The sequence below is a fragment of the Pseudocolwellia antarctica genome (assembly GCF_049933045.1).
GTDB lineage: Bacteria > Pseudomonadota > Gammaproteobacteria > Enterobacterales > Alteromonadaceae > Pseudocolwellia.
Genome location: NZ_CP187926.1, coordinates 2,770,036 through 2,796,009, shown reverse-complemented (window position 1 = coordinate 2,796,009; position 25,974 = coordinate 2,770,036). Strand labels below are relative to the sequence as shown.

At 37.0% G+C, this 25,974-nt stretch carries 15 protein-coding genes; 10 read left to right on the top strand and 5 right to left on the bottom strand.

The window, feature by feature from the left end:
- Nucleotides 1-60 precede the first annotated feature (60 nt).
- Nucleotides 61-1,104 carry a protease SohB gene (gene sohB / locus ACPUVN_RS12060; protein ID WP_426369176.1) on the top strand — a complete coding sequence of 348 codons (1,044 nt, stop codon included), beginning with the start codon at nucleotides 61-63 and terminating at the stop codon, nucleotides 1,102-1,104.
- A gap of 83 nt (nucleotides 1,105-1,187) precedes the next feature.
- Here sohB and ACPUVN_RS12055 read toward each other — a convergent pair whose 3' ends face one another.
- The 3 genes from ACPUVN_RS12055 to ACPUVN_RS12045 all read right to left on the bottom strand — a co-directional run bounded on the left by ACPUVN_RS12055 (nucleotide 1,188) and on the right by ACPUVN_RS12045 (nucleotide 7,348).
- Nucleotides 1,188-2,621 (bottom strand): tryptophan halogenase family protein, encoded by a 1,434-nt coding sequence (locus ACPUVN_RS12055; RefSeq protein ID WP_426360542.1) that lies wholly within the window; start codon nucleotides 2,619-2,621, stop codon nucleotides 1,188-1,190.
- A 77-nt stretch (nucleotides 2,622-2,698) separates the two neighbouring features.
- Nucleotides 2,699-4,246: a tryptophan halogenase family protein gene (locus ACPUVN_RS12050; RefSeq protein WP_426369175.1), complete on the bottom strand. Its 1,548-nt coding sequence runs from the start codon at nucleotides 4,244-4,246 to the stop codon at nucleotides 2,699-2,701.
- Between the two features lie 120 nt (nucleotides 4,247-4,366).
- Nucleotides 4,367-7,348: a TonB-dependent receptor gene (locus ACPUVN_RS12045; protein WP_426369174.1), complete on the bottom strand. Its 2,982-nt coding sequence runs from the start codon at nucleotides 7,346-7,348 to the stop codon at nucleotides 4,367-4,369.
- A 517-nt stretch (nucleotides 7,349-7,865) separates the two neighbouring features.
- Here ACPUVN_RS12045 and ACPUVN_RS12040 point away from each other — a divergent pair.
- The 7 genes from ACPUVN_RS12040 (at nucleotide 7,866) to ACPUVN_RS12010 (ending at nucleotide 18,888) form a co-directional block, all read left to right on the top strand.
- On the top strand, nucleotides 7,866-8,162 hold the full coding sequence (locus ACPUVN_RS12040) for an isoamylase early set domain-containing protein (RefSeq protein ID WP_426360081.1): 297 nt from the start codon (nucleotides 7,866-7,868) through the stop codon (nucleotides 8,160-8,162).
- Between the two features lie 292 nt (nucleotides 8,163-8,454).
- Nucleotides 8,455-10,536, top strand: a complete 2,082-nt coding sequence (gene glgX / locus ACPUVN_RS12035) for a glycogen debranching protein GlgX (protein WP_426360082.1) — start codon at nucleotides 8,455-8,457, stop codon at nucleotides 10,534-10,536.
- 93 nt (nucleotides 10,537-10,629) lie between these two features.
- Complete coding sequence (locus ACPUVN_RS12030; RefSeq protein WP_426370565.1) at nucleotides 10,630-13,038, top strand: glycogen/starch/alpha-glucan phosphorylase; 2,409 nt, start codon at nucleotides 10,630-10,632, stop codon at nucleotides 13,036-13,038.
- Nucleotides 13,039-13,094: 56 nt separating this feature from the next.
- Nucleotides 13,095-14,360, top strand: a complete 1,266-nt coding sequence (glgC, locus tag ACPUVN_RS12025; RefSeq protein ID WP_426360084.1) for a glucose-1-phosphate adenylyltransferase — start codon at nucleotides 13,095-13,097, stop codon at nucleotides 14,358-14,360.
- Between the two features lie 19 nt (nucleotides 14,361-14,379).
- Nucleotides 14,380-16,596: a 1,4-alpha-glucan branching protein GlgB gene (gene glgB, locus ACPUVN_RS12020; protein WP_426369173.1), complete on the top strand. Its 2,217-nt coding sequence runs from the start codon at nucleotides 14,380-14,382 to the stop codon at nucleotides 16,594-16,596.
- 193 nt (nucleotides 16,597-16,789) lie between these two features.
- Nucleotides 16,790-18,349 (top strand): glycogen synthase, encoded by a 1,560-nt coding sequence (locus ACPUVN_RS12015; RefSeq protein WP_426360088.1) that lies wholly within the window; start codon nucleotides 16,790-16,792, stop codon nucleotides 18,347-18,349.
- Between the two features lie 116 nt (nucleotides 18,350-18,465).
- Nucleotides 18,466-18,888, top strand: coding sequence for an FKBP-type peptidyl-prolyl cis-trans isomerase (locus ACPUVN_RS12010; protein WP_426360544.1), 423 nt, complete (start codon nucleotides 18,466-18,468; stop codon nucleotides 18,886-18,888).
- 124 nt (nucleotides 18,889-19,012) lie between these two features.
- Here ACPUVN_RS12010 and purL read toward each other — a convergent pair whose 3' ends face one another.
- Complete coding sequence (purL, locus tag ACPUVN_RS12005) at nucleotides 19,013-22,945, bottom strand: phosphoribosylformylglycinamidine synthase (protein ID WP_426369172.1); 3,933 nt, start codon at nucleotides 22,943-22,945, stop codon at nucleotides 19,013-19,015.
- A 440-nt stretch (nucleotides 22,946-23,385) separates the two neighbouring features.
- Here purL and mltF point away from each other — a divergent pair, with 440 nt between their 5' ends.
- A complete protein-coding gene (gene mltF / locus ACPUVN_RS12000; RefSeq protein ID WP_426369171.1) occupies nucleotides 23,386-24,888 on the top strand; it encodes a membrane-bound lytic murein transglycosylase MltF in 1,503 nt (500 codons plus the stop codon).
- Nucleotides 24,889-24,984: 96 nt separating this feature from the next.
- A complete protein-coding gene (locus ACPUVN_RS11995) occupies nucleotides 24,985-25,122 on the top strand; it encodes a hypothetical protein (RefSeq protein ID WP_426369170.1) in 138 nt (45 codons plus the stop codon).
- A 77-nt stretch (nucleotides 25,123-25,199) separates the two neighbouring features.
- On the opposite strand, the gene ACPUVN_RS11990 is transcribed toward ACPUVN_RS11995, so the two are convergent.
- A complete protein-coding gene (locus tag ACPUVN_RS11990) occupies nucleotides 25,200-25,790 on the bottom strand; it encodes a carboxymuconolactone decarboxylase family protein (protein WP_426369169.1) in 591 nt (196 codons plus the stop codon).
- Nucleotides 25,791-25,974: the final 184 nt, after the last annotated feature.

The window sequence follows — 25,974 nt, the reverse complement described above, 5'->3', positions numbered from 1 at the left end:
AAAATAGGTCAATTTATTAACTTGTTTGGTATAACAGCGAACTACCCTTAGGAGAAAGGCTTGGAATTTTTGTACGAGTACGGACTATTTTTCGCTAAAACAATTACATTTGTTTTAGCTGTTATTGCTATTGTTGCGGTAATTGCATCGTCAGCGATTAAGCAAGGAAGTAAAAAAGGTGAGTTAGAAATAACTGATTTGTCAGAACATTTTGATGATGTTGAAGATGAAGTTATGCATCATTTACTTACTAAAGAACAAATTAAACAAAAAGAAAAAGCTGACAAAAAACAAGCTAAAGAAGATGCTAAAGCTGATAAAAAGTCTGCTAAAAGTGGAGAAGCTGAACAAGAGTCTCGCGTATTTGTTCTCGACTTTAACGGTAGTATAGATGCAAAAGAAGTGTCATCTTTACGTGAAGAAATCAGCGCTGTATTGACTGTTGCTACGCCTGAAGATGAAGTTTTTGTTCGTTTAGAAAGTGGCGGCGGCATGGTGCATGGCTATGGTTTAGCGTCATCTCAATTAGATCGTATTCGTCAAGGTAACATCCCTTTAACTGTGTCTGTAGATAAAGTGGCAGCCAGCGGCGGTTACATGATGGCTTGTGTAGCAAATAAAATTATTTCAGCGCCATTTGCTATTGTGGGCTCAATTGGTGTTATTGCTCAAGTACCTAACTTTAATAAACTATTAAAGAAAAACGATATTGATTACGAACAATTTACTGCAGGTGAATTTAAACGTACGGTAACTATGTTTGGTGAAAATACAGATAAAGGCCGTGAAAAGTTTAACGAAGAGTTAGAAGAAACTCATCAACTATTTAAAGGATTTGTTTCAGATCATCGACCTAGTCTTGATATAAGCAAGGTAGCTACAGGTGAGCATTGGTTTGGTATTAAAGCTAAAGAATTAGGTTTAGTTGATGATATTCAAACAAGTGATGATTATTTACAGCAATCAAACAAATCTAAAAAAGTTATCTCAATTAAATATGTTGTTAAGAAAGGTTTAGCTGAGAAGTTCTCGAAAGCAGCTTCTATGACTGTAGATCGTGTATTTAGTAACTTATGGCAGAAGAACAGAATATTCCCAGGTTAATAATCCTTGTTTGAACTAACAAACGTAAGTCATTAATTTGAAAATTTAAAAAAGGAGACTGATGTCTCCTTTTGTGTTTTTAGTTAATCGATATTTGATTTGCAATATTGATTAATAAATTCAGCATGAGAGGGCAGGCTGCTGACAGCTTTATCGATAGACTGCTTCAAACTTCCCATAAATTTCTTAAGCTCTTCGTCAGACATGATTTCTGCAATATGATGATATTGCATTGGCATTAGACCTTGCCCTAACATGACCTGAGTCCATGAATCTACACGAAAAACATCACCGTCATCTAAAAATACTCGACCTGTTTCTTTAAATAAACGAATTTTATGAGCCAGTGATTCAGGCACTTCCATATTTTTACAATGTTGCCAAAACTCGCTGTCGTTACGTTGATTTACGTTGTAATGTAAAATAATAAAATCACGAACCGCATTTAACTCTGATGTGAGCTTATTATTGTATTCATCGATCATTGTTTGTTCTATCCCTTGAAATGGGAATATGCGTAACAACCTGATAATACCTGACATGATCAGATGGATACTGGTGGACTCTAAAGGTTCTATAAAGCCACTAGACAAGCCTAGAGCAACACAATTCTTATTCCAACCTTTACGACGGCGACCTGTTTGGAATTTAATTGTTCTTGGCTGTGTAATCATATCGCCTTCAATATGCTCCAGCAGCTCTGCTGATGCATCGGTATCAGACATATATTTACTACAATAAACAAGACCATTGCCAACTCTATGTTGTAATGGGATTTTCCATTGCCAGCCACTTTTTCTTGCTATTGAACGTGTATAAGGGACAGCTGGCTCTAACGTTTTAGTTTGTACTGCAATAGCACTATCGCAAGGCAACCAATGAGACCAATCGTCGTAACCTGTATGTAAGGCTTGCTCTATAAGTAAACCTTTAAAACCTGTGCAATCAATGAAAAAATCACCTTCAATAACTTGACCTGAATCAAGTGTTAAAGAAGATATAAAACCGGTGGCGTTATTTTTATTTACTTGACTGATTTTCCCTTCAATTCTTTTTACGCCTAGTTTTTCACTAAATTTTCTTAAATATTTTGCATATAAAGTCGCATCTAAATGATAAGCATAATTAATAGGTGTTTGTTTAGAGAAACCAAATTTATTGGCTTTAGCTGCTTGTAGTTCGAAACAGTATTCACCAAAATCAGCTGTTATGCCTTTTTGTAATCCGTGCAACCAAAAGTGATGAAACTCTCCAGCCCAGCATTCTTTTCCTGTAGCTCCAAAAGAGTGTATGTATTGGCTATCATTCACTTTCCAATTTTCAAAGCTTATACCCAGTTTAAAAGTTGCATGGGTTTCTCGCATAAACTCTTGTTCATTTATGTTGAGTAATTTATGGAAGGTTTTAATAGGAGGAATCGTTGCTTCACCCACACCCACAGTTCCAATTTCATCAGACTCAACTAATGTTATGTTTAAGTTTTTACCTATGAGTTTTGATATTGCTGCTGCAGCCATCCAACCAGCGGTTCCACCACCAGCAATCACGATGTTTTTAATCAAATTATCTTTCAAAATAAACCTCTATTCGTCGATTAGGTATTACCTAAAATAGCGTTGATAAGCTCTCTGTTAGAGGGCAGTCGAGCTTTGTATTTCTCTATTTTTATTTTATTTTCATGTAGCATTTTTATTGCGAACCTAGAGGAGCCATATTTATGATCTAACGCTCTCGGTTTTGTAATAAATTTCATTCCATATAAAATATATTGGTAACTAGCAGAAGGGAATATCTCTTCATTTTGAATGAAGTCTAAGCGGTTAGGTGGCTGATATTGCCATAACTCTAATAGCTCCTGTAAGCGATCGGGTATAGATGAAGGTAACTTATTATCAACCCAATAAGAAGAATCTGTTCGTTTACTTATTACATAATGTAATTTCAAAAATTCTATTGTTCGCTCCCAACGATAAGTAAACCTTTCATTAAATCGTTTCGCTAATATTTTCATATGCTGTTTATTTACAGGGAACTCTTCGGTTAGCATATTACAACTTAACTCTACCATCGCTAAAGCAGAGGCTTCTAATGGCTCTAAAAAGCCAGATGACATTCCAATGGCTAAACAGTTTTTATACCAAAACTTCTCTCTATGCCCTGGTTGGAAAGTGATTTTTCTGGTTTCAATTGTTGATGCTTTTTCAGCTCCAATCGAATTAGCTATATATCGTCTTAATTCTGTTTCGGCATCAATGTCATTAATATGTTTACTTGAATAGGTATAGCCTACACCTCTTCTTGAAGGTAGAGCTATATCCCAAATCCAACCTGAAGATTGGGCTGTTGAGTTAGTTGTCGAAGCAATGTTTGAACTGTTTTCGGGGTGAGGTACTTGCGTTGCTATTGCACTGTCATTAAATAGTATGTGTTTCTTTTCTAAAAATTTCACACCGTAATGCTTACCTAATAGAAGTGATGCGCTGCCGGTACAATCAATAAATAAGTCACCCGTTATTTGACCATTATTCCTTGTTTCAATAGCTGTAATATCACCATCTTCTTCTGAGATAATATTAACCATGTGATCAAGAACATAATTGACATTTAATTTAGTCGTACAGTGTTTACTTAGTAAATCAGCGAACTTTTTTGCATCTAAATGATAACCATAATTGGTTACGGCTGCGTAGTCTGGTGTTGCTATTTGTTTAGGTGCTAAATCAGCTGCACAGATATGACTTTGAACGTTTACAGCATCAGCAAAACTAATGTTGGATTGAGAGGCTTGCCACGCTTGGTGTAAATCTACTTGGTTGTACCCATCAGGAGTCATGAAAGGGTGATAGTATGAGTCATTATTATCATTTGTTGTCCAATCAATAAATTTAGACCCTTGTTTGAATGATGCATCACATTCTTGAATAAATTGTTTTTCGTTAATACCTATTTTTTCGAGCGTATTACGCATTGAAGGCCAAGTACCTTCACCAACACCAATACTTTTTACATCTGGAGATTCAATAAGGATAACTTCGATAGAACCGTTTGAATCAGACATATGCTTTGCAGCTATACATCCAGCAGTTAACCACCCTGCAGAACCACCACCAACAATAACAATTTTTTTTATAGGTTTATTCATGAAAACCTCTTTTTTATGGCAACTAATTTACTTAGTTATAGATATTTATTAATGCTCTAATACAATAAATGCCGTATAAAAATACAGCATTTATGAATAGCTACATTCTAACTGGATAGATTAGAATGTATAGCGAGCACCTAGAGCATAGCGAGCATCTTGTTCTGCTACATTCCATAGTTGTACTTGATAACGACCATGAGATCTAGTGTCTTCTCCAGTAATGTTTATACCTTCAAAAAATACAGATAGTTGTTCATTAACTTGATAAGCAACGTTAAAGTCAATTTGATAATATTCTTCAGTGTAACCCGGCTCGTTAATATATCTGGCTTGAGTGTTTAAGAATTTATCACGCCAGTTATAAGCGATACGCGCTTGGAAATCATCTTTTTCGTACATTGCAATAAAGTTTGCAGTATCACTCAAACCAACAAGTGCAAACTGTGTTATTAATGGGTCACCATCGTTGTCAAAACCAATGTCACCATTAACCGTTGTGTAGTTAGCTTGTATACCAAAACCTGAATCGCCAAAGAAGTGTTGAAGGGCTATTTCAAAACCATCAATTTTAGCTTCTCGGTTGTTAACAAACTTAGTTACAGTGAAATCCATTAGTGGATCATCAGCATTCGGTAAAACATCATAATCAACTTCGAAGCTTTCAGCACTCTGTGAGTAGAAATCTACGTTGTTTTCTGTTGCTGCTACCATCGCAAATAAGTTTGTATCAGTTAGTTCTTCACCTAAAGCGATTAATGCTGCTTCCGCTGCTATAGCACGAGGTCCTGCTGTCGCATCACGTAAACCATATACATTTTCAACTACAGGTTGACGACCTGCAAAGTTATTTACACGTTTTTCATAATACCCAATTGAAGCATAACTGGTTTCTTCAAAGTACCACTCTACAGATAAGTCAAAGTTATCAGATTCAAGTGGAGCCAATTCTGGATTACCGCTTGAAGCGGTACCTAGTTGAACACCAGGGAATGTTGTTGGACCGCTTGGACCACCAACTGCTGAAGCAGCAGAACTTAATTGATCATAAGTAGGACGAGCGATAGTTTTGCTAAAAGATAGACGAGCAACTACATCATCAACTACTTCAATATCAAAATCGAAACTTGGTAAAATGTGGCTATAACTTGCATCAGTTGAAAAATCTTGTGTTCCTTCGCCAAATCTCACATTAAAGTCATTGTTACCTTCCCAAGCTACAGCATTTGGTAAAGCTACATTTGCAGAAGAGGTTAAGCTAGTATTTTCGATACGCACACCAGCAGCAATATTATAAGATCTTCCTGCTAATTCGCCGTTAAGATCGAGTTGGAAGTAAGCTGAATTAACATCTTCTTTAATAACTCTATCTGTAGCAGCTGCACCATCTGCAACAAATTCAAAACCATACTCTTCAGCTGCCCAAGCAGCAATTTGAGATGCGCTACCTACGAAACCTTGGTTGTATGCTCCTGTTTTATCGAAGTCATTAATTTCACCCGTAAAGTCTATAAGTGTTAAAAAGTCTTCAGGTAATTCTCCAGGATTTTCTATACCCCAGTTACCCATGGTATGACGAGTTAAACTCTGTACCGAGTGACTTTCCATAGAACGAGACTCAATACCAAATTCAATGCTACCTTCGTCAAATTCGTATGTACCCATTAATCTGAATTGATCAACATCTGATTTCTGAGAAGAAACTCTCATATCTAGAATTGATGTACCTACATCAGATATATCAAGTGCGTTATTACAGTTAAGTCCTCTTTCAGCATGACAATCATCAAAATCTATAGACATAGTAGGAAAGTCTTTAGTGAAATCTACACTTTGACCTGCTGAGATGTTTGCGCCTAAACCTGTATTTAACCATGAGCCATAATCGGCATCAGGTGAACTTTCAGCCGTTGACATATGTCCATCAAAAGTAATATTGAAATAATCGTTTACGTCATAGCTAATATTTAAACCAATCGAGTCATTTTCGTTTACTTGATTTAACTCTTGTTGCGCTAGACCTAAATCACGCGGAGCTTGATCTCCACGATCTTCATTATAATCTACAGGTGTGGTAACTGTTTCGCCGTCAAAGCCTAAGTTTGATTTGTATGTATCCATCCAAATAGATTGTTCAGCACGAGCTTGGAATACATCTTGTTTTGAGTAAGTGTAATCTAAAGTCGCGGTTAAATTTTCTGCAGGTCTAAATTGCAGTGTTAATTGTGCATTGGTTCTTTCACGCTCTTCATCAGTGATGTAGTAACGTAAATCTGAAGGCATAGAGTAATACTGACCAAGTGCTGGTTCGTTCGTTAGTATAATATCGTCAGCTGCTTGTGGAATAACTCCCTCATAAGCACTTGTGCGCCATTCATTAACAAATGCACCTGATTCTGAACTATGTCTTTCTTTAACATTAAAAGATAAAGATGCACCAAATACTTCATCATCATCAGTCCAACTGAATAAACCTGACAACTCTGGTGTTATATCATTACCAACACGATTAGTTGTATCCATTAACGCCTTAGCTCCAACACTTACATGTGTACCTGGATTGTCTAAAGGTTTAGCCGTTACGATATCAACAGTTGCACCAATGCCACCTGTAGCAATATTGCCGCGACCTGTTTTATATACGGATACTGATTTAACTGCATCAGAGGCTAAGTTTGAGAAGTCAAAAGCACGTGAATTAGAAACTCCACCGCCAGCAGGTAAACTTGAAGCCGGCATAGTTCGGCCGTTTAAAGTCACCATATTATAATCTGGACCAAAACCACGTACGGTTATTTTGCTACCTTCACCGCTTGCTCGATCAATTGAAACACCCGTAATACGTTGCAAAGATTCTGCTAAATTAGTGTCTGGAAATTTACCAATGTCTTCAGCTGAAATAGCATCGACTACACCACTTGCATCGCGTTTAAGTGCTGTAGATTCTTTGATGCTTGAGCGCATGCCTGTTACTTGTATAACTTCAGTTTTATCAACTAATTCTTCTGCATTAACTAAAGTGATAGGTGATATGGCTGTTGCACTTAGTGCAATGGATAAGCTGGTTGCTAGTTTGGTTTTATAAAATTTATTATGTTTCATCATTCCCCCCAAGAAATAAGTTATGTTTTAATTTGTAACCGCTTACATTTTTATATTCTTTACAGAATTAAAAATACTACATTTGCATTAAATAAAACAGCTTTGTAAGCGCTTACATTTTAAGTTAGGTTATTATTTGACATATATCAATACATTTTTTTCTTTTAAAGAGTGATTTAATTTAATTCTTTGATTGTTATGTATTTAATTATTTGTGTTATTTGTTATCTAAAGGTTAACCAATGAAGATAAGTAGGTTAGAGTCAGGTTAATATTAAGTTATGGGTGATACTTTTTCACTTGTGGTCTTTTTATGCATATCTCATTTGCTAGAATTAAAGTTTGTGCGTATAAATAATGGTGAAGGTAAGGTTTTTATTCTTATTTTTGATACGAGTAGACTGCTTAATTAATGTTTGTTGTTCGTTTAGTTAACCCAATACTCGTCATAAGATTGTCATGCTTTTGCGAGATGATCAGAAGTTAGATGATACACAATTTAATTATGGAGAATATTATGTTAGCTAAGAAGTTTTTTAAAACAAAAGATGAAGTAGAAGTAACATTTGAGTTTAGTAGGGAAGATGTTACATCTGTAGCTTTGGCTGGCGAGTTTAACGACTGGCAACCTGTAAGTATGAAGTTTAATAAAAAAGAAAAAGTATTTCGTACAAAAGTAAAACTCCCTAAAGGTGGAGAGTTCCAATTTAAGTATTTATTGAATGAAGCTGAGTGGGAAAATGACTACCAAGCAGATAAATACATATCTAATACAGCAGGAACTGAAGACAGCGTTGTTTTTACTCACGCTTAATCTAAGCTGTTATTGAACGGTTAGGTTTTTATATATTACACCTAAAATCAAATATTTAGGTGTTAGAACTTATGCTTTTATTAAAAAGCAGAGTGTTTTTGTTTATTCCTCATATTTATATAAGAAAAAGTTTTTAGACGTTTATCGTTTTTAAGCTATTTATAAATTGTAGCTATTTTGTAATAGGTATATGGTTTAAAGCATACATAGTATTGAATTTGATAATGTTTATATTAATTACCTCGTGTTGAAGTTGTTGTTCTGAGAAAGTAAAAAGTATTAAAGGTGATTAATGGTTAATTATAGTGTGGAACCTGGTCGTGCTTATCCGCTAGGCACAGATGTTGATGAATCTGGTGTAAATTTTTCGCTTTTTTCTGCACATGCAGAGAAAGTTGAATTGTGTGTTTTTGATGAATCAGGCCAGAAAGAATTAGCGCGATTTGTATTACCTTCTTACGAACATCATGTTTGGCATGGCTATTTAAAAGGTGCTAAAGCAGGTTTAGTTTATGGATATAGAGTTTACGGACCTTATCATCCTGAAGCGGGCCATCGTTTCAATCATCACAAACTTCTTTTAGATCCCTATGCTCGAGCGTTAAAAGGTAAGTTTGCTTGGTCGGATCGTCATTTAGGTTATATCGCTAACTCCCCTGAACAAGATTTATCGTTTGATGATAGAGATAATTCTGATGTCATGCTTAAGTCTGTAGTTATCGACCCAATAAAACCACAAATTAAACGTGTAGCTGTTCCTTGGCAAAATACTGTAATTTATGAAGGTCATGTTAAAGGGCTAACTCAGTTAAACGCCAAAGTACCAGCCGAATTACAAGGCTCCTTTCTTGGTATAAGCCATCCAGCGATGATTGCTCATTATCGTGCTATCGGTATTACCACTATAGAGTTATTACCTGTACAGCAATTTCTTTCTGAAAAATTTTTAGATGACAAAAAGCTGAGTAACTATTGGGGATACAACAGTATTTCTTTCTTTGTTCCTCATTCAGACTACATGAACACAGAACAAGTTTTCGAATTTCAGCGCATGGTTGATGAACTACATCAAGCGGGCTTTGAAGTATTAATTGATGTTGTATATAACCACACTGCAGAAGGTAATTGTTTAGGGCCTACTCTAAGTTTTAGAGGCATCGACAATAAATCTTATTATCGCTTAAACCCTTCAGAGCAACGTTATTATATCAATGACACAGGTTGTGGTAATACAGTAAATCTAAGTCACCCTAGAGTGCTACAAATGGTAATGGATAGTTTACGTTACTGGGTAGAGATTATGGGAGTTGACGGTTTTAGATTCGATTTAGCAACTATTTTAGGTCGTGAACCTCATGGTTTTGATAAACATAGCGGCTTTTTAGATGCCATATTACAAGATCCTTTATTGAGTACGGTTAAATTAATTGCTGAACCTTGGGATATAGGTCCTGGTGGATATCAGCTTGGTGGATTTCCAGCACCATGGTCTGAATGGAATGATAAGTACCGTGATTCTATAAGACGCTTCTGGCGTGGTGATAACGGTTTATTACCTGAATTTGCTCGACGAATTCACGGTTCAAGTGATGTTTTTGAGCATAGTGGTCGTAAGCCTTACGCAAGTGTTAACTTCTTAACCAGTCATGATGGATTTACATTACGTGATTTAGTCAGTTATGAGAAACGTCATAATGAACTCAACGGCGAAAATAATCGTGATGGCCATTCAGATAATATTTCTAAAAATTATGGCGAAGAAGGCCAAACAGAACAAGCTGAAATAATAGCGTTACGCTTAAGACAAATAAAAAACATGCTCGCCACTATTATGCTTTCTCAAGGTATACCTATGGTGTTAGCAGGTGATGAATTAGGCCGAACTCAGCAAGGCAATAATAATGCTTACTGCCAAGACAATGAGATTAACTGGCTTGATTGGAATGAAGATGCTTTATACGCAGATGAATTACCAATATTTCTAGCGAGTTTAACTGATTTAAGAAAACGTTTTCCTATGCTGGCTTACGATAAGTTCATTCATAACAATGATCCTAAATCAGCCGTAAAAATTACTTGGTTACACAATACAGGTAATCCAATGCAGAAAGACAATTGGCATTCTCATAATACGTCAACCTTAGGTTACTTAGTTCAAGGCGTAGAACAAGATTCACCATCAATACTGTGTATTTTCCATGGGAGTGAATTTACTACAGAATTTACCTTACCTGAATTGGAAGGCGTGACGGCTTGGGATGTTGTTATTGATACCTCAACCAGTGCTAAAAACGAAATACCTAAATTGCCAGCTGAAAGAGTTATTACTCTGCAACCTTATTCAACTACCGTACTTTTAAATGAAAATACTTAGTGAATAAGCTGTTAAATAAAATTAAGGAAGCAATGCCTAGTGAGTAAAGTTGATAACTTTTGTGAAGTAACGTCGTTAGATGACGATGTCGTGATGGATAACAATACCTTCGCTGATGATTTATCTCGTCACTTCTATTTTACTCTTGGGCGCGACAAAGTAAGCGAATCTCACCATTATATATATAACGCATTAGCGATAACCATTCGAGACAGGTTAGTTGCACAGTGGCGCGAAACGCGTTTAAACAGAATTAATGAACGTTCTGTAGCTTACATCTCATTAGAGTTTCTTATGGGAAGAACCCTTAATAATACGGTATTGAACTTAGATTTAGATGAAACCGTGCGTGAATCATTAAAAGGTTATTGCTGTGAACTTGAAGACGTAGAAACAGCAGAGCATGATGCGGGTTTGGGCAATGGCGGTTTAGGTCGACTTGCTGCGTGTTTTTTAGATAGTTGTGCTAGCTTAGCATTACCTGTTATTGGTTACGGCATTCGCTATGAATATGGCATGTTTAACCAACAAATTAAAAACGGCGAACAAATTGAACACCCTGATAGCTGGTTACGTGAAGGTAACCCATGGGAAATAGCGGTACCGGATAAAACCATTAAAGTGAAGTTTTTTGGTCAGGTTGATGTCGTAACTCATAGAGATGGATCGCAACACCGTCAATGGAATAACACGCATGATGTACTTGCTGTCCCTTATGATATGCCTATTCCTGGTTATAAAAACGGGATTGTAAATACATTAAGGTTATGGAAATCTGAAGCGACTGATGAATTTAATTTAGATGAGTTTAACGCAGGAAGTTACACCGAAGCGGTAGCCACCAAAAACTTAGCTGAACAAATTACTATGGTGCTTTACCCTAATGACACCAGTGAAAGTGGTAAAGAGTTAAGACTTCGTCAGCAATACTTTCTGTCTAGCGCATCGCTGCAAGATACGATTAATAACTATGTTGAATTATTTGACGATAGCTTCGATCAGTTTATCGAAAACCAAGCTTTTCAATTAAACGACACACACCCAAGTATTGCCGTTGCAGAGCTTATGCGTATTTTAATGGATGACTATGCTTTAGCTTGGGATAAAGCTTGGCATATCACAACACATACTATGGCTTACACTAATCATACCTTGTTACCTGAGGCGTTAGAGAAGTGGCCAGTACGTATTTTCTCTCATTTATTACCACGTATTTTAGAAATTATTTATGAGATTAATGCCCGTTTTTTACACCAAGTTTCAGTGTCTTGGCCTGGCAATATAGAAAAACAAAAATCGTTATCCTTAATTGAAGAAGGTCATGAACCGCAAATAAGAATGGCTCATTTGGCCATAGTAGGAAGCTATTCGGTTAATGGTGTTGCTGCTTTGCATACTCAGCTTTTGAAAGAGGGGTTATTTAATCAGTTTTATCAACTTTGGCCAGAAAAATTTAACAATAAAACCAATGGAGTAACACCAAGAAGATGGCTGTCTCATTGTAATAGAGCGTTATCGTCATTTATTACAAGTAAAATTGGTGATGAATGGATTGCTGACTTTTCACAGATCAAGCAACTTGAATCTTATGTAGACGATGAAGCATTTCAGCAACAATGGCGAGATTGTAAAACTAAAAATAAACAAGCACTTGCTGAGTTTGTAGAGAAAAATACAGGTGTAACCTTTGACGTTAATATGATGTTTGATGTTCAGGTAAAACGCATACACGAATACAAACGTCAGCTATTAAATGTATTACATATTATTGGTTTATATGATCAAATAAGAAAAGGTGATACAGATAACTTAGCACCAAGATGTGTGCTTATTGGTGGTAAAGCAGCGCCAGGTTATGTCATGGCAAAGCAGATCATTAAACTCATCAATAATGTTGCTGATACCATCAATTTGGATCCTAAAGTATCACCTTATTTACGTGTAGCTTTTGTACCTAATTACAATGTTACGGCAATGGAGGTTATTTGCCCTGCAACTGATTTATCTGAACAAATATCAACGGCAGGTAAAGAAGCGTCAGGCACAGGTAACATGAAATTCATGATGAACGGTGCATTAACTATTGGTACGCTTGATGGTGCTAATATAGAAATAAGAGAAGAAGTAGGCGAAGAAAACTTCTTTTTATTTGGTGCTCAAGCCCATGAAGTAGAAACGATACGAGCAAACTATAACCCTAACGACATTATTAATAATTCCCCCCATTTGTCTGCTGTTATGAAGCTACTAGAGAGCGGACATTTCAATTTATTTGAACCTGGCATATTTGATTCAATTATTCAGTCAATCCGTAGTCATGATGATATGTGGTTAACCGCTTATGACTTTGACTCTTATTATGAGGCCCAGCGCCAAGTAGATTGTGTTTTCAAGAACGAAAAACAATGGACTAAAAAGAGCATTATCAACACAACTGGAAGTGGAAAATTTTCGAGTGATCGCACGATCAAGCAGTATCGAGATGAAATTTGGAAGCTTTAATTATAAAAACGAAAATAAAATAGCTTACGTTAATTAATACGATATAAGGAGGCTTTATGCCTGTACAAGAAAAAAGGTATATTAGTAATTTAACTCGAGATACATACGCATTAATTTTGGCCGGGGGGAGAGGTTCAAGGTTACACGAACTAACTGATTGGCGTGCTAAACCCGCCACATTTTTTGGTGGTAAATTCCGTATTATAGATTTTCCGTTATCAAACTGTATTAATTCAGGTATTCGTCGAGTAGGTATTGCAACGCAATATAAATCTCATTCTCTTATCCGTCACGTAAACAGAGCATGGAGTCATTTCAAAAAAGAACTCGGAGAATCTGTTGAGATTTTACCCGCATCACAACGACAAGGTGACGGTTGGTACGCAGGTACCGCTGATGCTGTTTTTCAAAATATAGATATTATTCGTCATGAATTACCTAAGTACGTGATGATACTATCGGGCGACCATGTTTACCGTATGGATTATGGTGACTTATTAGCTAAACATGTTGAGAACGGTGCTGATATGACAGTTTGTTGTGTCGAAGTACCTGTTGAAGAAGCGGCTGGATCTTTCGGTGTAATGACCGTTGATGAAAACAATAAAGTTTGTCGCTTTGATGAAAAACCTGCACACCCATCAGAAGTTCCAGGTAAGCCAGGCATTACACTCGCCTCTATGGGGAATTATGTATTTAATACCCAATTCTTATTTGATGAATTAGATAAAGATCATGCTATTGATGCTTCTAGTGGCGATTTTGGCAATGATATTATTCCTAGAATTATTGAATCTCATCAAGTATTTGCATTCCCATTCCGTGATCCTAATGACGACAAACAACCTTACTGGCGCGATGTAGGTACATTAGATTCATTCTGGGAAGCGAATATGGAATTAGTAAGTCCAGAGCCACAGCTAGATATGTATGATGAAAGCTGGCCAATTTGGACATACCAAGAGCAAACAGCCCCTGCCAAATTTGTATTTGATGAAGATGGTCGAAGAGGCATGGCGATAGACTCTACTGTATCAGGTGGTGTTATTGTTTCAGGCTCTACAGTTAAAAAATCTTTATTATTTTCAAAGGTTAGAGTAAATTCCTTTTGTGAAATTAATGGTGCAGTCATACTGCCAGGCGCGATTATTGGTCGTAATTGTAAAATATTAAAAGCGATTATTGACCGTAGTTGTGAAGTGCCTGACGGTATGGAAATCGGTATTGACCATGAGGCTGACAGAGCTAATGGCTTTAGAGTGACTGATAAAGGTGTAGTATTAGTGACACGAGATATGATTGCTGCAATAAGTAATGACTAACACATCAGGGGTAAGCTAAATGAATAAAGACGCGTTGAGTATTCTGAATGAAAAAACCATTAACGCCATAGTTTCAGCTAAGCATGAGGATATATTTTCTGTTTTAGGCATGCATCCTCACCCTGAAAAAACTGGGTTAATCATTAGGAACTTTTTACCTGCCGCAAAAGCGGTGACTGTTATTGATAGAGTGACGCAAGAAAAACTGTGTTCATCAGTTCAAGTAGAGTCTTCAGGATTGTTTGAAGGCTTTATTGATACCGAAGAGTCTTCTATTGATTATCAATTATTAGTTAAATATCAATCATCTGAAATCGTTGTGGAAGATGTATATCGTTTTGCATCGTTACTAGAAAACGACGACCTTTATCTCTTTGGTGAAGGGACGCATGAGCAAACTTATCAATGGATGGGCGCTCATGTTAAAGAAGTTAATGGGATAAAAGGCGTTAATTTTGTTATTTGGGCACCAGATGCTCGTCGTATTTCAGTGGTTGGAGATTTCAACTTCTGGGATGGGCGTTGTCATATGATGCGTAAACATCCTGGTGGTGGCGTTTGGGATATTTTTATTCCTAACGTTGCTGGCGATGTTAATTACAAATATGAAATTAGAGGCAAAGATGGGGATACATTGCCGTTAAAAGCCGATCCTTATGCCTATAAAATGCAACTTGCTCCTCAAAATGCTTCCGTCACAGTTAATGACAGTGACTATGAATGGCAAGACAAAAAGTGGATGGAGCAAAGAGCCGCTGATAGTAATCAATATCATGGTCCCGTTTCTATTTATGAAGTTCACCTAGGTTCTTGGCGTCGTAAAGGTGGTGAATATAACGACTATCTTAATTACCGTGAATTAGCCGAGCAACTCGTACCTTATATTGCTTATATGGGTTTTACTCATGTGCAAATGATGCCGGTTAGTGAATTTCCATTTGATGGTTCATGGGGTTATCAACCTATTGGTATGTTTGCGCCTACGTGTCGATTTGGTTCGCCAGAAGACTTCAAATACTTTGTTGATTGTTGTCATGAAAAAAACATTGGTGTATTGCTCGATTGGGTACCAGGACATTTTCCAACAGATATTCATGGCCTCGGTAAACTTGATGGTAGTTGTCTTTATGAACATGAAGATTTACGTAAAGGTTTTCATCCTGATTGGAAAACCCTTATTTATAACTATGGCAGGGCAGAAGTTGTTAGTTACCTTATAAGTAATGCGTTGTATTGGTTAGATCAATTCCATATTGACGGACTACGTGTTGATGCGGTTGCTTCGATGCTTTATCTCGATTACAGCCGAGAAGCTGATGAATGGGTACCTAATATTCATGGTGGCAGAGAAAACTTAGAAGCCATTGAATTACTAAGACAAGTTAACAGCAGAGCTTATTTTAATTACCCTGGCGTTATGATGGTGGCTGAAGAGTCTACTGCATGGCCAGGCGTGTCAAAACCTGTGAGTGAAGATGGCTTAGGTTTTGGCTTTAAATGGAATATGGGCTGGATGAACGATACGCTTAAGTACATGGAAAGAGATCCATTGTATCGTCAGCACCACCATAATGAACTTACCTTTGGTCTTGTTTATGGCTTTAGCGAAAACTTTATATTGCCTTTAAGTCATGACGAAGTGGTTCACGGTAAGCGTTCATTATTAGAGAAAATGCCAGGAGACGATTGGCAAAAGTTTGCTAATTTACGTGCATATTATGGTTTCATGTGGACACATCCAGGTAAAAAACTACTCTTTATGGGCTGTGAATTTGCGCAACGTGATGAGTGGAATCATGATCAAAGCTTAGATTGGCACTTACTAGAGCATGACTCCCATAAAGGTATTCAAACCTTAGTTAAAGATTTGAATAAGGTGTATACAAGTACGCCAGCTTTACACGAGTTAGACTGTGACGGAAATGGTTTCGAGTGGTTAGTATCTGATAATTCATCAGAATCAATACTCGTTTATTTACGTAAAAGTGCTGAAGGCCAAGTCTTAGTTGTGGTGAACATGACGCCGTCTACTTATGAAAGCTACAAAGTAGGCGTACCTATTGCAGGTAGTTATGTTGAATGTTTAAACACTGACGACAGTAAATATGGTGGTAGTAATATCAAGAACGTACCTGTTATTGAATCTCAAAAAGGTACTTATAACGGTCAGAGTCATTTAATCGAAATCTCTGTTCCGCCATTATCTACAGTAGTCTTTGATATTCAAAAAGCATAAGTTTTACACTCCGGTACACGCATTTTAGGTTTTCATTTCACACGAAATAAACCTAAAATGTGTTCCTCTTTTAAATCATCTATAGTAGTTTGATTTAAAGCGAGCAACGTAATGCTCAACGTACATTCCCAAATAAATTTAACAATAGCTACTGATAGCCTTAGCTATTTTTATTGTTTTAAAAAGGTGATTCATGAATATATTAATGGTCTCGGCTGAAAATGACGCCTTACCTGGTGGTAAAGTCGGTGGTATAGGTGACGTAGTAAGAGATATGCCTAAAGCATTAGCTGAGCAAGGCGAATACGTTAATGTTGTTATGCCAAACTATGGGCTTTTACATGAGTTAGAAAATGCTGAGTTTGTAAAAGATGTCACCATTACTTTTGCAGGGCTGCAGCAAGTTGTCGGCTTTTATCGTTTTACTGTTCAAAACAGCCATAGCAATGTAACTCAGTGGATCGCTCACCATAGTATTTTTTCAAGTTGTGGTGTCGGCAGCGTTTATTGTGACGATCCTAACAATCGTCCATTCGCGACAGATGCTACTAAGTTTGCGTTATTTAATGCCGCAGTAGGTAAAGCCATTCTAGACCATGTGTTTGGTGATGTTGATGTTTTACATTTACATGACTGGCACACTGCTGTGTTATCGGTATTAAGAGCTTTTTCTCCTGAATACCAAGCGTTAAAAAATATCAAAACGGCTTATACAATTCATAACCTTGCACTACAAGGCATACGACCTTTATCGGGAGATGACTCTTCACTAAACTCATGGTTTCCTGAACTGACTTATGATGCAAGTGCGGTTAACGATCCTACTTATAGCCATTGCTTTAATCCTATGCGAGCGGCGATAAATTTATGTGACAAAGTTCATGCTGTATCGCCTAATTACACACAAGAAATTTTAAAACCAAGTAATACCGAACAAGGTTATTTCGGTGGTGAAGGGTTAGAAAAAGATCTACAAAATGCCGCTGCTGAAAATCGATTATTTGGTATTTTAAATGGTTGTGAATATAGCGATTCAAAATCTAAACCTTTAACCCTTAATAACTTCTTCTCATTATGCGAAAACGAAGTATTAAAGTGGGCGGGTAATCAACCAACGCTAGCAAGTGCTCATCATATTGCAGGAGCTCGTTTAGGTAAGTTAACCGCTAAAAAGATTGTAAAACGTCCATTTATCATGACGTCTGTTGGTCGTATCACTAACCAGAAAGTTTTATTACTACAACAAAAAATGTCAGATGGGCAAAGTGCACTACAACATATTTTGAATGAGTTAGGCGATTCAGGGATCTTTTTATTACTGGGCAGTGGCGATCCTACTTTTGAACAGTTTCTCACCCAAACCTCAGGTAAAAATTCAAACTTCATCTTTTTAAAAGGTTATTCAGAGCCACTTTCTGAAGCTATTTATAATATGGGTGACTTATTTATGATGCCAAGCTCGTTTGAGCCTTGTGGTATTAGTCAAATGCTATCAATGCGAGCAGGGCAACCTTGTATCGCTCATAGTGTTGGCGGGTTAACTGATACGATAGAAGATAAACATAATGGCTTCTTGTTTACGGGTGATACACAATTGAACCAAGCGATAAACATGATCCAATGTTTTAAAGATACGTTGTCACTTCATAAAAATGAGCCGAAGCAATTTAAAGACATTTCAACAAATGCCAGTAAAGCTCGTTTTTTATGGAGTAACTCGGCTGAACGTTATGTTGCCGATTTATATCAATAAATCTGTAGAACATTCGTTAAATACTATTCTAGAAAAATAAATAAAAGGTATAAAAGTAAATTATGGGTAAAGTTATTGTATTAGTTATTATCATCGTTGTAGTTGTATTACTTTATATGCGTTCAAACACCAATAAAGATGAGGCAGTTAAAAACAAGTTAGCAGGCAGCGCTTTTTTAATTGAAAATAAAACAGCTGAAGGCGTTATTGAAACAACTTCAGGGCTACAATATTTAGTGTTAAATAAATGTGAAGGAACAACTCATCCAACGAGCTCTGATAAAGTAAAAGTTCATTACCACGGTACTTTATTAGATGGCACTGTGTTTGATAGCTCGGTAGATAGAAATGAGCCTATTAGCTTTGGCTTAAACCAAGTAATAAAAGGTTGGACAGAAGGCGTACAGTTAATGACGGTAGGTGATAAATTCCGTTTCTTCATTCCATCAGGTTTAGCTTATGGTGATCGTTCTGCAGGAAAAATAACACCAGGTTCAACATTAATCTTTGATGTTGAATTGTTAGGTATTAATCAATAATTGTATTTGATTAGAATCATCTGAATTAAAAAGGCGTCTTATGAAAACATAAGACGCCTTTTTTGTATTTGAAGATAGAGTATCAAAGAACAAGTAGTTTACATACTCATTACATCATCACTTATTAACCAATGAACTTACGCGCATTACGGAACATTCTTACCCACGGTGAATCTTCTTGCCATTCGTCTGGATGCCACGAGTTGGCTACCGTTCTAAATACACGCTCAGGATGCGGCATCATAATCGTTACACGACCATCAGTTGTTGTAAGTGACGTAATACCATCTGGAGAACCGTTAGGGTTTGCAGGGTATGTTTCAGTTACATGTCCGTAGTTATCTACGTAACGAATAGCAACTGTGCCCGACTCGTTAGCAGTATCAATTGCGTCATCAGAAGCAAACTCTGCGTGTCCTTCACCATGTGAAACCGCGATAGGCATTCTTGAACCTTCCATTCCTTTGAAGAAGATTGAAGGGCTTTCTTGAATTTCAACTAAACTGAAACGTGCTTCAAAACGTTCTGATTTGTTTTGCACAAAACGTGGCCATGCTTCTGAACCTGGGATGATTTCTTTAAGGTTTGATAACATCTGACAACCATTACACACACCTAAACTGAATGTGTCTTCACGGTGGAAGAATGTTTTAAACATTTCGCGAGCATTCGGGTTGAATAAAATTGATTTTGCCCAACCTTCACCAGCACCTAAAACATCACCGTAAGAAAAACCGCCACAAGCCACCAAGCCGTTAAAGTCAGCTAAGTCTGTTCTGCCTGCTAAAATGTCAGACATATGAACGTCAATTGCAACAAAACCAGCACGGTCAAATGCAGCTGCCATTTCAACATGAGAGTTAACACCTTGCTCACGTAAAATTGCAATCTTAGGGTTACTATTGTTAACCGCGTCTTGCGCAATTAAGTGAGCAACAATGTCTTCGTTAATATCAAACGTCAGTTCAGCGTTTAAGCCTGGATCTTCAGTATCAAATTTAACGTCGTGTTCTTGTTGAGCACATTCAGGGTTATCACGTAATGATTGCATCTTGAATGTGGTTTGTGCCCAAAGTGTACGGTAATAAGTACGAGTGTTAGCTAATACTTCTTCGCCATCACGAGTAAAGCGAATAGTATCTTCGTTATTTAAAGCACCAATAGTTGAACAACAATCTGCAATATTATGTTCTGTAAATACAGCGTTAATAGCAGCTAAATCACTTTCGCGTACTTGAATGACTGCACCTAACTCTTCGTTAAATAGCACGTCTAAATCATTCCCTTTAAGTGAAGATAGATCAATATCAACACCCGTATGACCAGCAAATGCCATTTCTGTAACGGTTGTAAATAAACCTCCGTCAGATCTATCGTGATAAGCGATTAACTTTTCTTGCGCAACTAATGTTTGAATCGCGTTAAAGAAACCTTTTAATGTTTCTGGACTATCTACGTCTGGCGTTTCAGTACCTAATTGCTTGTAAACTTGTGCTAAACAAGAACCACCTAAACGATTCTTACCTTTTGATAAGTCGATAGCAATAAGTACTGTTTCACCTTTATCTGTGCGAAGTTCTGGTGTAACTGTTTTACGAATGTCTTCTACAACACCAAAGGCTGTAATGACCAAAGAAAGCGGAGAGGTTACTGATTTCTCAACACCATCATCTTCCCACTTTGTTTTCATCGACATTGAGTCTTTACCCACTGGAATCGTTAATCCTAATACAGGACATAACTCTTCACCAATGGCTTTAACTGCTTCGTATAAACCAGCATCTTCACCAGGGTGACCCGCTGGAGACATCCAGTTTGCAGAAAGTTTGATACGGTTTAATTTATTTCCATCAGAACCAGCAATATTAGCACATGCAATGTTGGTTAAAGACTCCGCTACAGCTAAGCGAGCTGAAGCACCAAAGTTTAATAGAGCAACAGGTGTACGTTCACCTAATGACATAGCTTCACCGTGGTAAGAATCAAGAGCCGACGCAGTAACACCACAGTCAGCTACAGGAACTTGCCAAGGACCAACCATTTGATCTCTGTTAACCATACCCGTTACCGATCTATCTCCAATGGTAATCAGGAAGGTTTTTTCAGCAACCGTTGGTAACGTTAAAATACGTTCTGCAGCATCTTCAAGTGTTACATTGCTTAACGTTAATTCATCACCAACCGCCGTTGCTGTTTTAACATCTTTAATAATTTTAGGTGTTTTGCCTAAAAGTACTTCTAATGGTAAATCGATAGGTGTTTTTAAGTTATCAACATCAGCAAAGTGAGAATCGGTAACGGTTAAATGTTCTTCTTCAGTGGCTCTACCCACAACAGCAAATGGAGCACGTTCACGTTCACAAATCATTGTGAATTGAGCTAACTGCTCATCAGAAACAGCTAATACATAACGCTCTTGTGATTCATTACACCAAATTTCATGAGGTGCCATGCTGCGTTCATCGTTTGGTACATTACGTAATTCAAATACACCACCACGACCGCCATCAGAAACTAGTTCAGGAAATGCGTTAGATAAACCACCAGCACCTACATCATGAATAAATAAAATAGGGTTTTCATCACCTAACTGCCAACACTTATCAATAACTTCTTGGCAACGACGTTCCATTTCTGGGTTTTCACGTTGTACTGAAGCAAAATCTAAGCTTTCAGCTGATTGACCCGAAGCCATTGATGAAGCTGCACCGCCACCTAAACCTATGTTCATTGCTGGGCCACCTAATGCGATTAAGTTAGCGCCAACAATAATGTCGCCTTTTTGTACGTGCTCGTCACGAATATTACCTAAACCACCAGCAAGCATTATAGGTTTATGGTAACCGCGAACTTCTGTTCCGTTAAACGAGTTTACTTCTTCTTCATAAGTACGGAAGTAACCTAAAATAGCAGGGCGACCAAATTCATTGTTAAATGCAGCGCCGCCTAATGGGCCTTCAAGCATAATATCTAATGCAGAAACAATACGCGATGGTTTGCCGAAGTCTGTTTCCCACGGTTGTTCAAAGTTAGGAATACGTAAGTTTGAAACTGAAAAACCCACTAAACCTGCTTTCGGTTTTGAACCAATACCTGTAGCGCCTTCATCACGAATTTCACCACCACTACCTGTTGCTGCACCAGGGTAAGGAGAAATAGCGGTAGGATGATTATGTGTTTCAACCTTCATTAATATTTGAATGTCTTCATGGTGGTAACTATATTCATTCGTTTTTGGATCAGGGAAGAAGCGTCCGCCTTTATTACCTACCATAACTGCAGCATTATCTGAGTATGCGCTTAATACAAAATCAGCATTTAATTCGTGTGTATTTCTGATCATCTTGAACAATGATTTTGGCTGTTTTACACCATCTATTGTCCAGTCTGCATTGAATATTTTATGACGACAATGCTCAGAGTTTGCTTGAGCAAACATGTAAAGCTCGATGTCGTTAGGGTTGCGACCTAATTTAGTAAAGTTTTCGAATAAGTAGTTAACTTCATCTTCAGCAAGGGCTAAACCTAGGTTGATGTTTGCATCAACTAATGCGCCTTTACCGCCATTCATAATGTCGATTGAAGATAATTCGCCTGGCTCAGCCGTAGCAAATAATAAGGTAGCTTGTTCCATTTCTGAATACACAGCTTCCATCATGCGATCATGAATTAAGTTATTTAATTGAACTTGCTGCTCGTTAGATAGTGCTTCAGCAGTGATGTAATAAGCCATCCCGCGCTCTAAACGAACAACCTTATTTAATCCACAGTTATGAGCAATATCCGTCGATTTTGAAGACCATGGAGAAATAGTACCAGGACGTGGTGTAACTAATAAAAAGTTACCTACAGGTTCATGTGTTTCAATAGTTGGTCCGTATTTCAGAAGCTCCTGTAAAACATGTGATTCTTCGCTAGATAGTTCTTCAGATATATGAGCAAAGTGAGTGTATTCTGCATAGATATCCGTAACAGGAAGAGATAGCTCAGCACATTGGATAAGTAATTTTTTTACTTTAAATTCAGAGAGTGCAGGAGCGCCGCGAAGGGTTTTCATCAACATCGACATAGTCTATTTCACCGGGTTAGATTAATAAGGAAAAAAGCGCGCGTAGTATATACTTAAATCAATTTAAGATACAGCAATCAGTAGCACTTAAAAGGCAAAAATAAGGGTGGTAAACTTGACCGAATGCTCAGGTTTTATGGTTCGTTTGCTTCATTTCATTTGAGATAATTCGATAGCAATTCACGCTATGTAATTTAATGAGGGCATCAGCACCTATAATTAACATTAAAAATTAGTTATGTAAGCTTGTTGTTCGAAATCAAACGTTAATAAGCGCGTAACCTTGCATATCTGTTTTTTAAATAGTTGTAAAAACACAGTCTGTAAATCAATAATCTTAATGTAATCAATAACTAAATTCTAATGACTATATATTTTATTAAAAAGATCTTTGCGAAATAGTGTAAATAACGACACAATATGAGGATATGAAAAATAAACTACGAAAATCGTCTTATAATATATTGTATTCAATAAGGTATATCTTATTGTGTTCAGTATTTTTATTAGGTTGTCAGCCTGTTAACCAAGTCTCTGGTCTTCAAAGGATCATCGATCGTGGTTACGTGACAGTAGGGACGTTATACGGAGCAACAAGTTATTATATTGAAGCCGAGGGTCCAACGGGCTTTGAATATGAACTTGCCAGACAGTATGCTGATTACTTAGGTGTAGATTTAGTTGTTGTACCTGCCTACCATTTAGATGATTTATTTCCCAAACTTGATTCTGGTGATGTTGATTTTTTAGCTGCAGGTTTAGCGGTAACGAATAAACGTTTGCAAGAATATAGTGTTGCACCAAGCTACGATAACGTTAGCCAAAAACTTGTGTTTAAACAGGGAAATATTCGACCAAGAACATTAGATGCGTTAACAGGGAAACTTGTCGTTACAGCAAGAACAAGCCACGCAGAAAATCTAGCTAAACTTAAGTTAACCAACGACAGTTTGTCTTGGCAAGAAAGCTCAGAGTTAGACGCTGAAGAATTACTACTTAAAGTATTAGAAGACGAAATTGATTACACCGTAATAGACAGTAATGCGCTAGCTATTAGCCGTCGTTATTATCCTGAAATTAGTATCGGTTTTACAATTAAAGAATCAGAGTCATTGTCTTGGTTAGTCAGTAAAGAAAATGACACATCAATATTAGCCAGTTTAGTTGAGTTTTTTGGTGAAATTCATCATGACGGTAGTTTATTAGCGTTAGACGATAAGTATTACGGACATATAGAACAGTTCAACTACGTTGATACGCGTATGTTTATTAAAGCGATTGAAGATACTCTTCCTGAGTTTCAGCCTATTTTTGAGAAGCATGGTCAAAACGTTGATTGGAAATTATTAGCCGCTATCAGTTATCAAGAATCTCATTGGGATCCTAAAGCACGCTCACATACAGGTGTTAGAGGTTTGATGATGTTGACCTTACCAACCGCCAAGCAAATGGGCATTAAAAGTCGATTAGATCCTGATCAAAGTATTCGCGGTGGTGCTAAATATATTAAAAGAATGATAGATAAGATGCCTGATCGCATTCAATATCCAGATCGTTTATGGTTTGCTTTAGCTTCATACAATGTAGGTTTTGGACATTTAAATGATGCAAGAATAATAACAGAGCGCCAAGGTGGAGACCCAGATCGTTGGGTTGAAGTAAAATCACGTTTACCGTTATTAAAACAAAAGAAATACTACAAAACGACTCGATATGGTTACGCGCGTGGTGATGAGCCTGTTAATTATGTTGAGAATATTCGTCGTTACTATGATACGTTAGATTGGATGGTTGAACAGACTCAAAATGCAGAAGAACTACTTGAGCTTGAAACTATCGAAATAGAACCGTTATTACTTGAAACGCAAGAAAACACAGAAGAAGACACTTCAACTGAAATTGCCTCTCCAATTACTTCTAGCGATTCTTAATTTCAAAACATTGACTGTTTTAGAAATTAATTTATGAATGTCATAAATAGTTCATAAATCATCCCCATAATGACTGCTTAAAAGGAGAACTTATATATGTCATTTAATACAAGAAAACGCTTAACAAGCATGCAAAGAAGAAGACAACTAAATCGTCAAAAAAGCAAAACGATTGGTCGTCGTCAGTCACAATTTATACAAGAATCTGTACTTTTAGAAGAGAAAAACTCGTAAATTGAAATAGAAGTAAGTAGCGGAACTTAATGTTGTTAATTAAGCCCCTACCTACAATTCTATTAGGAAGCTATCAACTATACGTGCTTGCCACGAGTCCAGGTTGATTCAGATAATAATCGTTCACCAGCATCTACTGCGCCAGTTTCCATTGTAGTACCCATAGAGTCATTCCAACGGTTTAAATAACCAAATAAAGCCACAACCCCTAAAATCTCAACAACTTCACCTTCGTCCCAATATTTATTTATTTCAGCAGAAATCACATCATCTACAGCATTAGGTACACTTGATGCTGCTAAAGCAAATTCAAAGGCTGCTTTTTCAGCTGCAGTGTATAAATCAGTTTCACGGAAAGACCAAATGTTAGCTAAACGTTCTTCAGTTCCGCCATAACGTTCAGCAGCTAAAATAGTATGAGCTTCACAGTAACGACAACCTGTATTTGCACTTGTTATATAACCAATTAAGCGTTTTTGCTCTGCTGTTACACGACCTTCATTTGCCATTACTGCCATGTTTAGGCTAATAAATGCTTTAGCAATTGCAGGGCGGCGTTGCATCGTTAAAACACTATTCGGGCAAAAGCCTAAGGTTTCATTAAAAAATCGAGCAAGTTCAGCAACTTCTTCATTATGATCTGAGGCTAAAGGTTTAACTAAAGGCATAAATTATCTCCATCCATATTGTTTATTATTTGAGTGAACTTAGCATAAATATACAATGTTGCATATGCAATAACTATATTGCGTCTGTTTGTTATTTTGGGCTTAAATATGAGGTAACGTGTACAAGTTAAGATAGATAAATGTTAATCTTGATTTATGTATTTATATAGAGAATATCAGCATT

What these genes read in the sequence shown, in the direction of transcription:
- mltF (WP_426369171.1), top strand. Translation starts at nt 23,386, where the DNA reads ATGAAAAATAAACTACGAAAATCGTCTTATAATATATTGTATTCAATA.
- ACPUVN_RS12010 (WP_426360544.1), top strand. Translation starts at nt 18,466, where the DNA reads ATGCGTTCAAACACCAATAAAGATGAGGCAGTTAAAAACAAGTTAGCA.
- ACPUVN_RS12030 (WP_426370565.1), top strand. Translation starts at nt 10,630, where the DNA reads ATGGATAACAATACCTTCGCTGATGATTTATCTCGTCACTTCTATTTT.
- ACPUVN_RS12055 (WP_426360542.1), bottom strand. Translation starts at nt 2,621, where the DNA reads ATGGCTGCAGCAGCAATATCAAAACTCATAGGTAAAAACTTAAACATA.
- ACPUVN_RS11995 (WP_426369170.1), top strand. Translation starts at nt 24,985, where the DNA reads ATGTCATTTAATACAAGAAAACGCTTAACAAGCATGCAAAGAAGAAGA.
- glgC (WP_426360084.1), top strand. Translation starts at nt 13,095, where the DNA reads ATGCCTGTACAAGAAAAAAGGTATATTAGTAATTTAACTCGAGATACA.
- ACPUVN_RS12015 (WP_426360088.1), top strand. Translation starts at nt 16,790, where the DNA reads ATGAATATATTAATGGTCTCGGCTGAAAATGACGCCTTACCTGGTGGT.
- glgX (WP_426360082.1), top strand. Translation starts at nt 8,455, where the DNA reads ATGGTTAATTATAGTGTGGAACCTGGTCGTGCTTATCCGCTAGGCACA.
- ACPUVN_RS12040 (WP_426360081.1), top strand. Translation starts at nt 7,866, where the DNA reads ATGTTAGCTAAGAAGTTTTTTAAAACAAAAGATGAAGTAGAAGTAACA.
- ACPUVN_RS12050 (WP_426369175.1), bottom strand. Translation starts at nt 4,246, where the DNA reads ATGAATAAACCTATAAAAAAAATTGTTATTGTTGGTGGTGGTTCTGCA.
- glgB (WP_426369173.1), top strand. Translation starts at nt 14,380, where the DNA reads ATGAATAAAGACGCGTTGAGTATTCTGAATGAAAAAACCATTAACGCC.
- ACPUVN_RS12045 (WP_426369174.1), bottom strand. Translation starts at nt 7,348, where the DNA reads ATGAAACATAATAAATTTTATAAAACCAAACTAGCAACCAGCTTATCC.
- purL (WP_426369172.1), bottom strand. Translation starts at nt 22,945, where the DNA reads ATGAAAACCCTTCGCGGCGCTCCTGCACTCTCTGAATTTAAAGTAAAA.
- ACPUVN_RS11990 (WP_426369169.1), bottom strand. Translation starts at nt 25,790, where the DNA reads ATGCCTTTAGTTAAACCTTTAGCCTCAGATCATAATGAAGAAGTTGCT.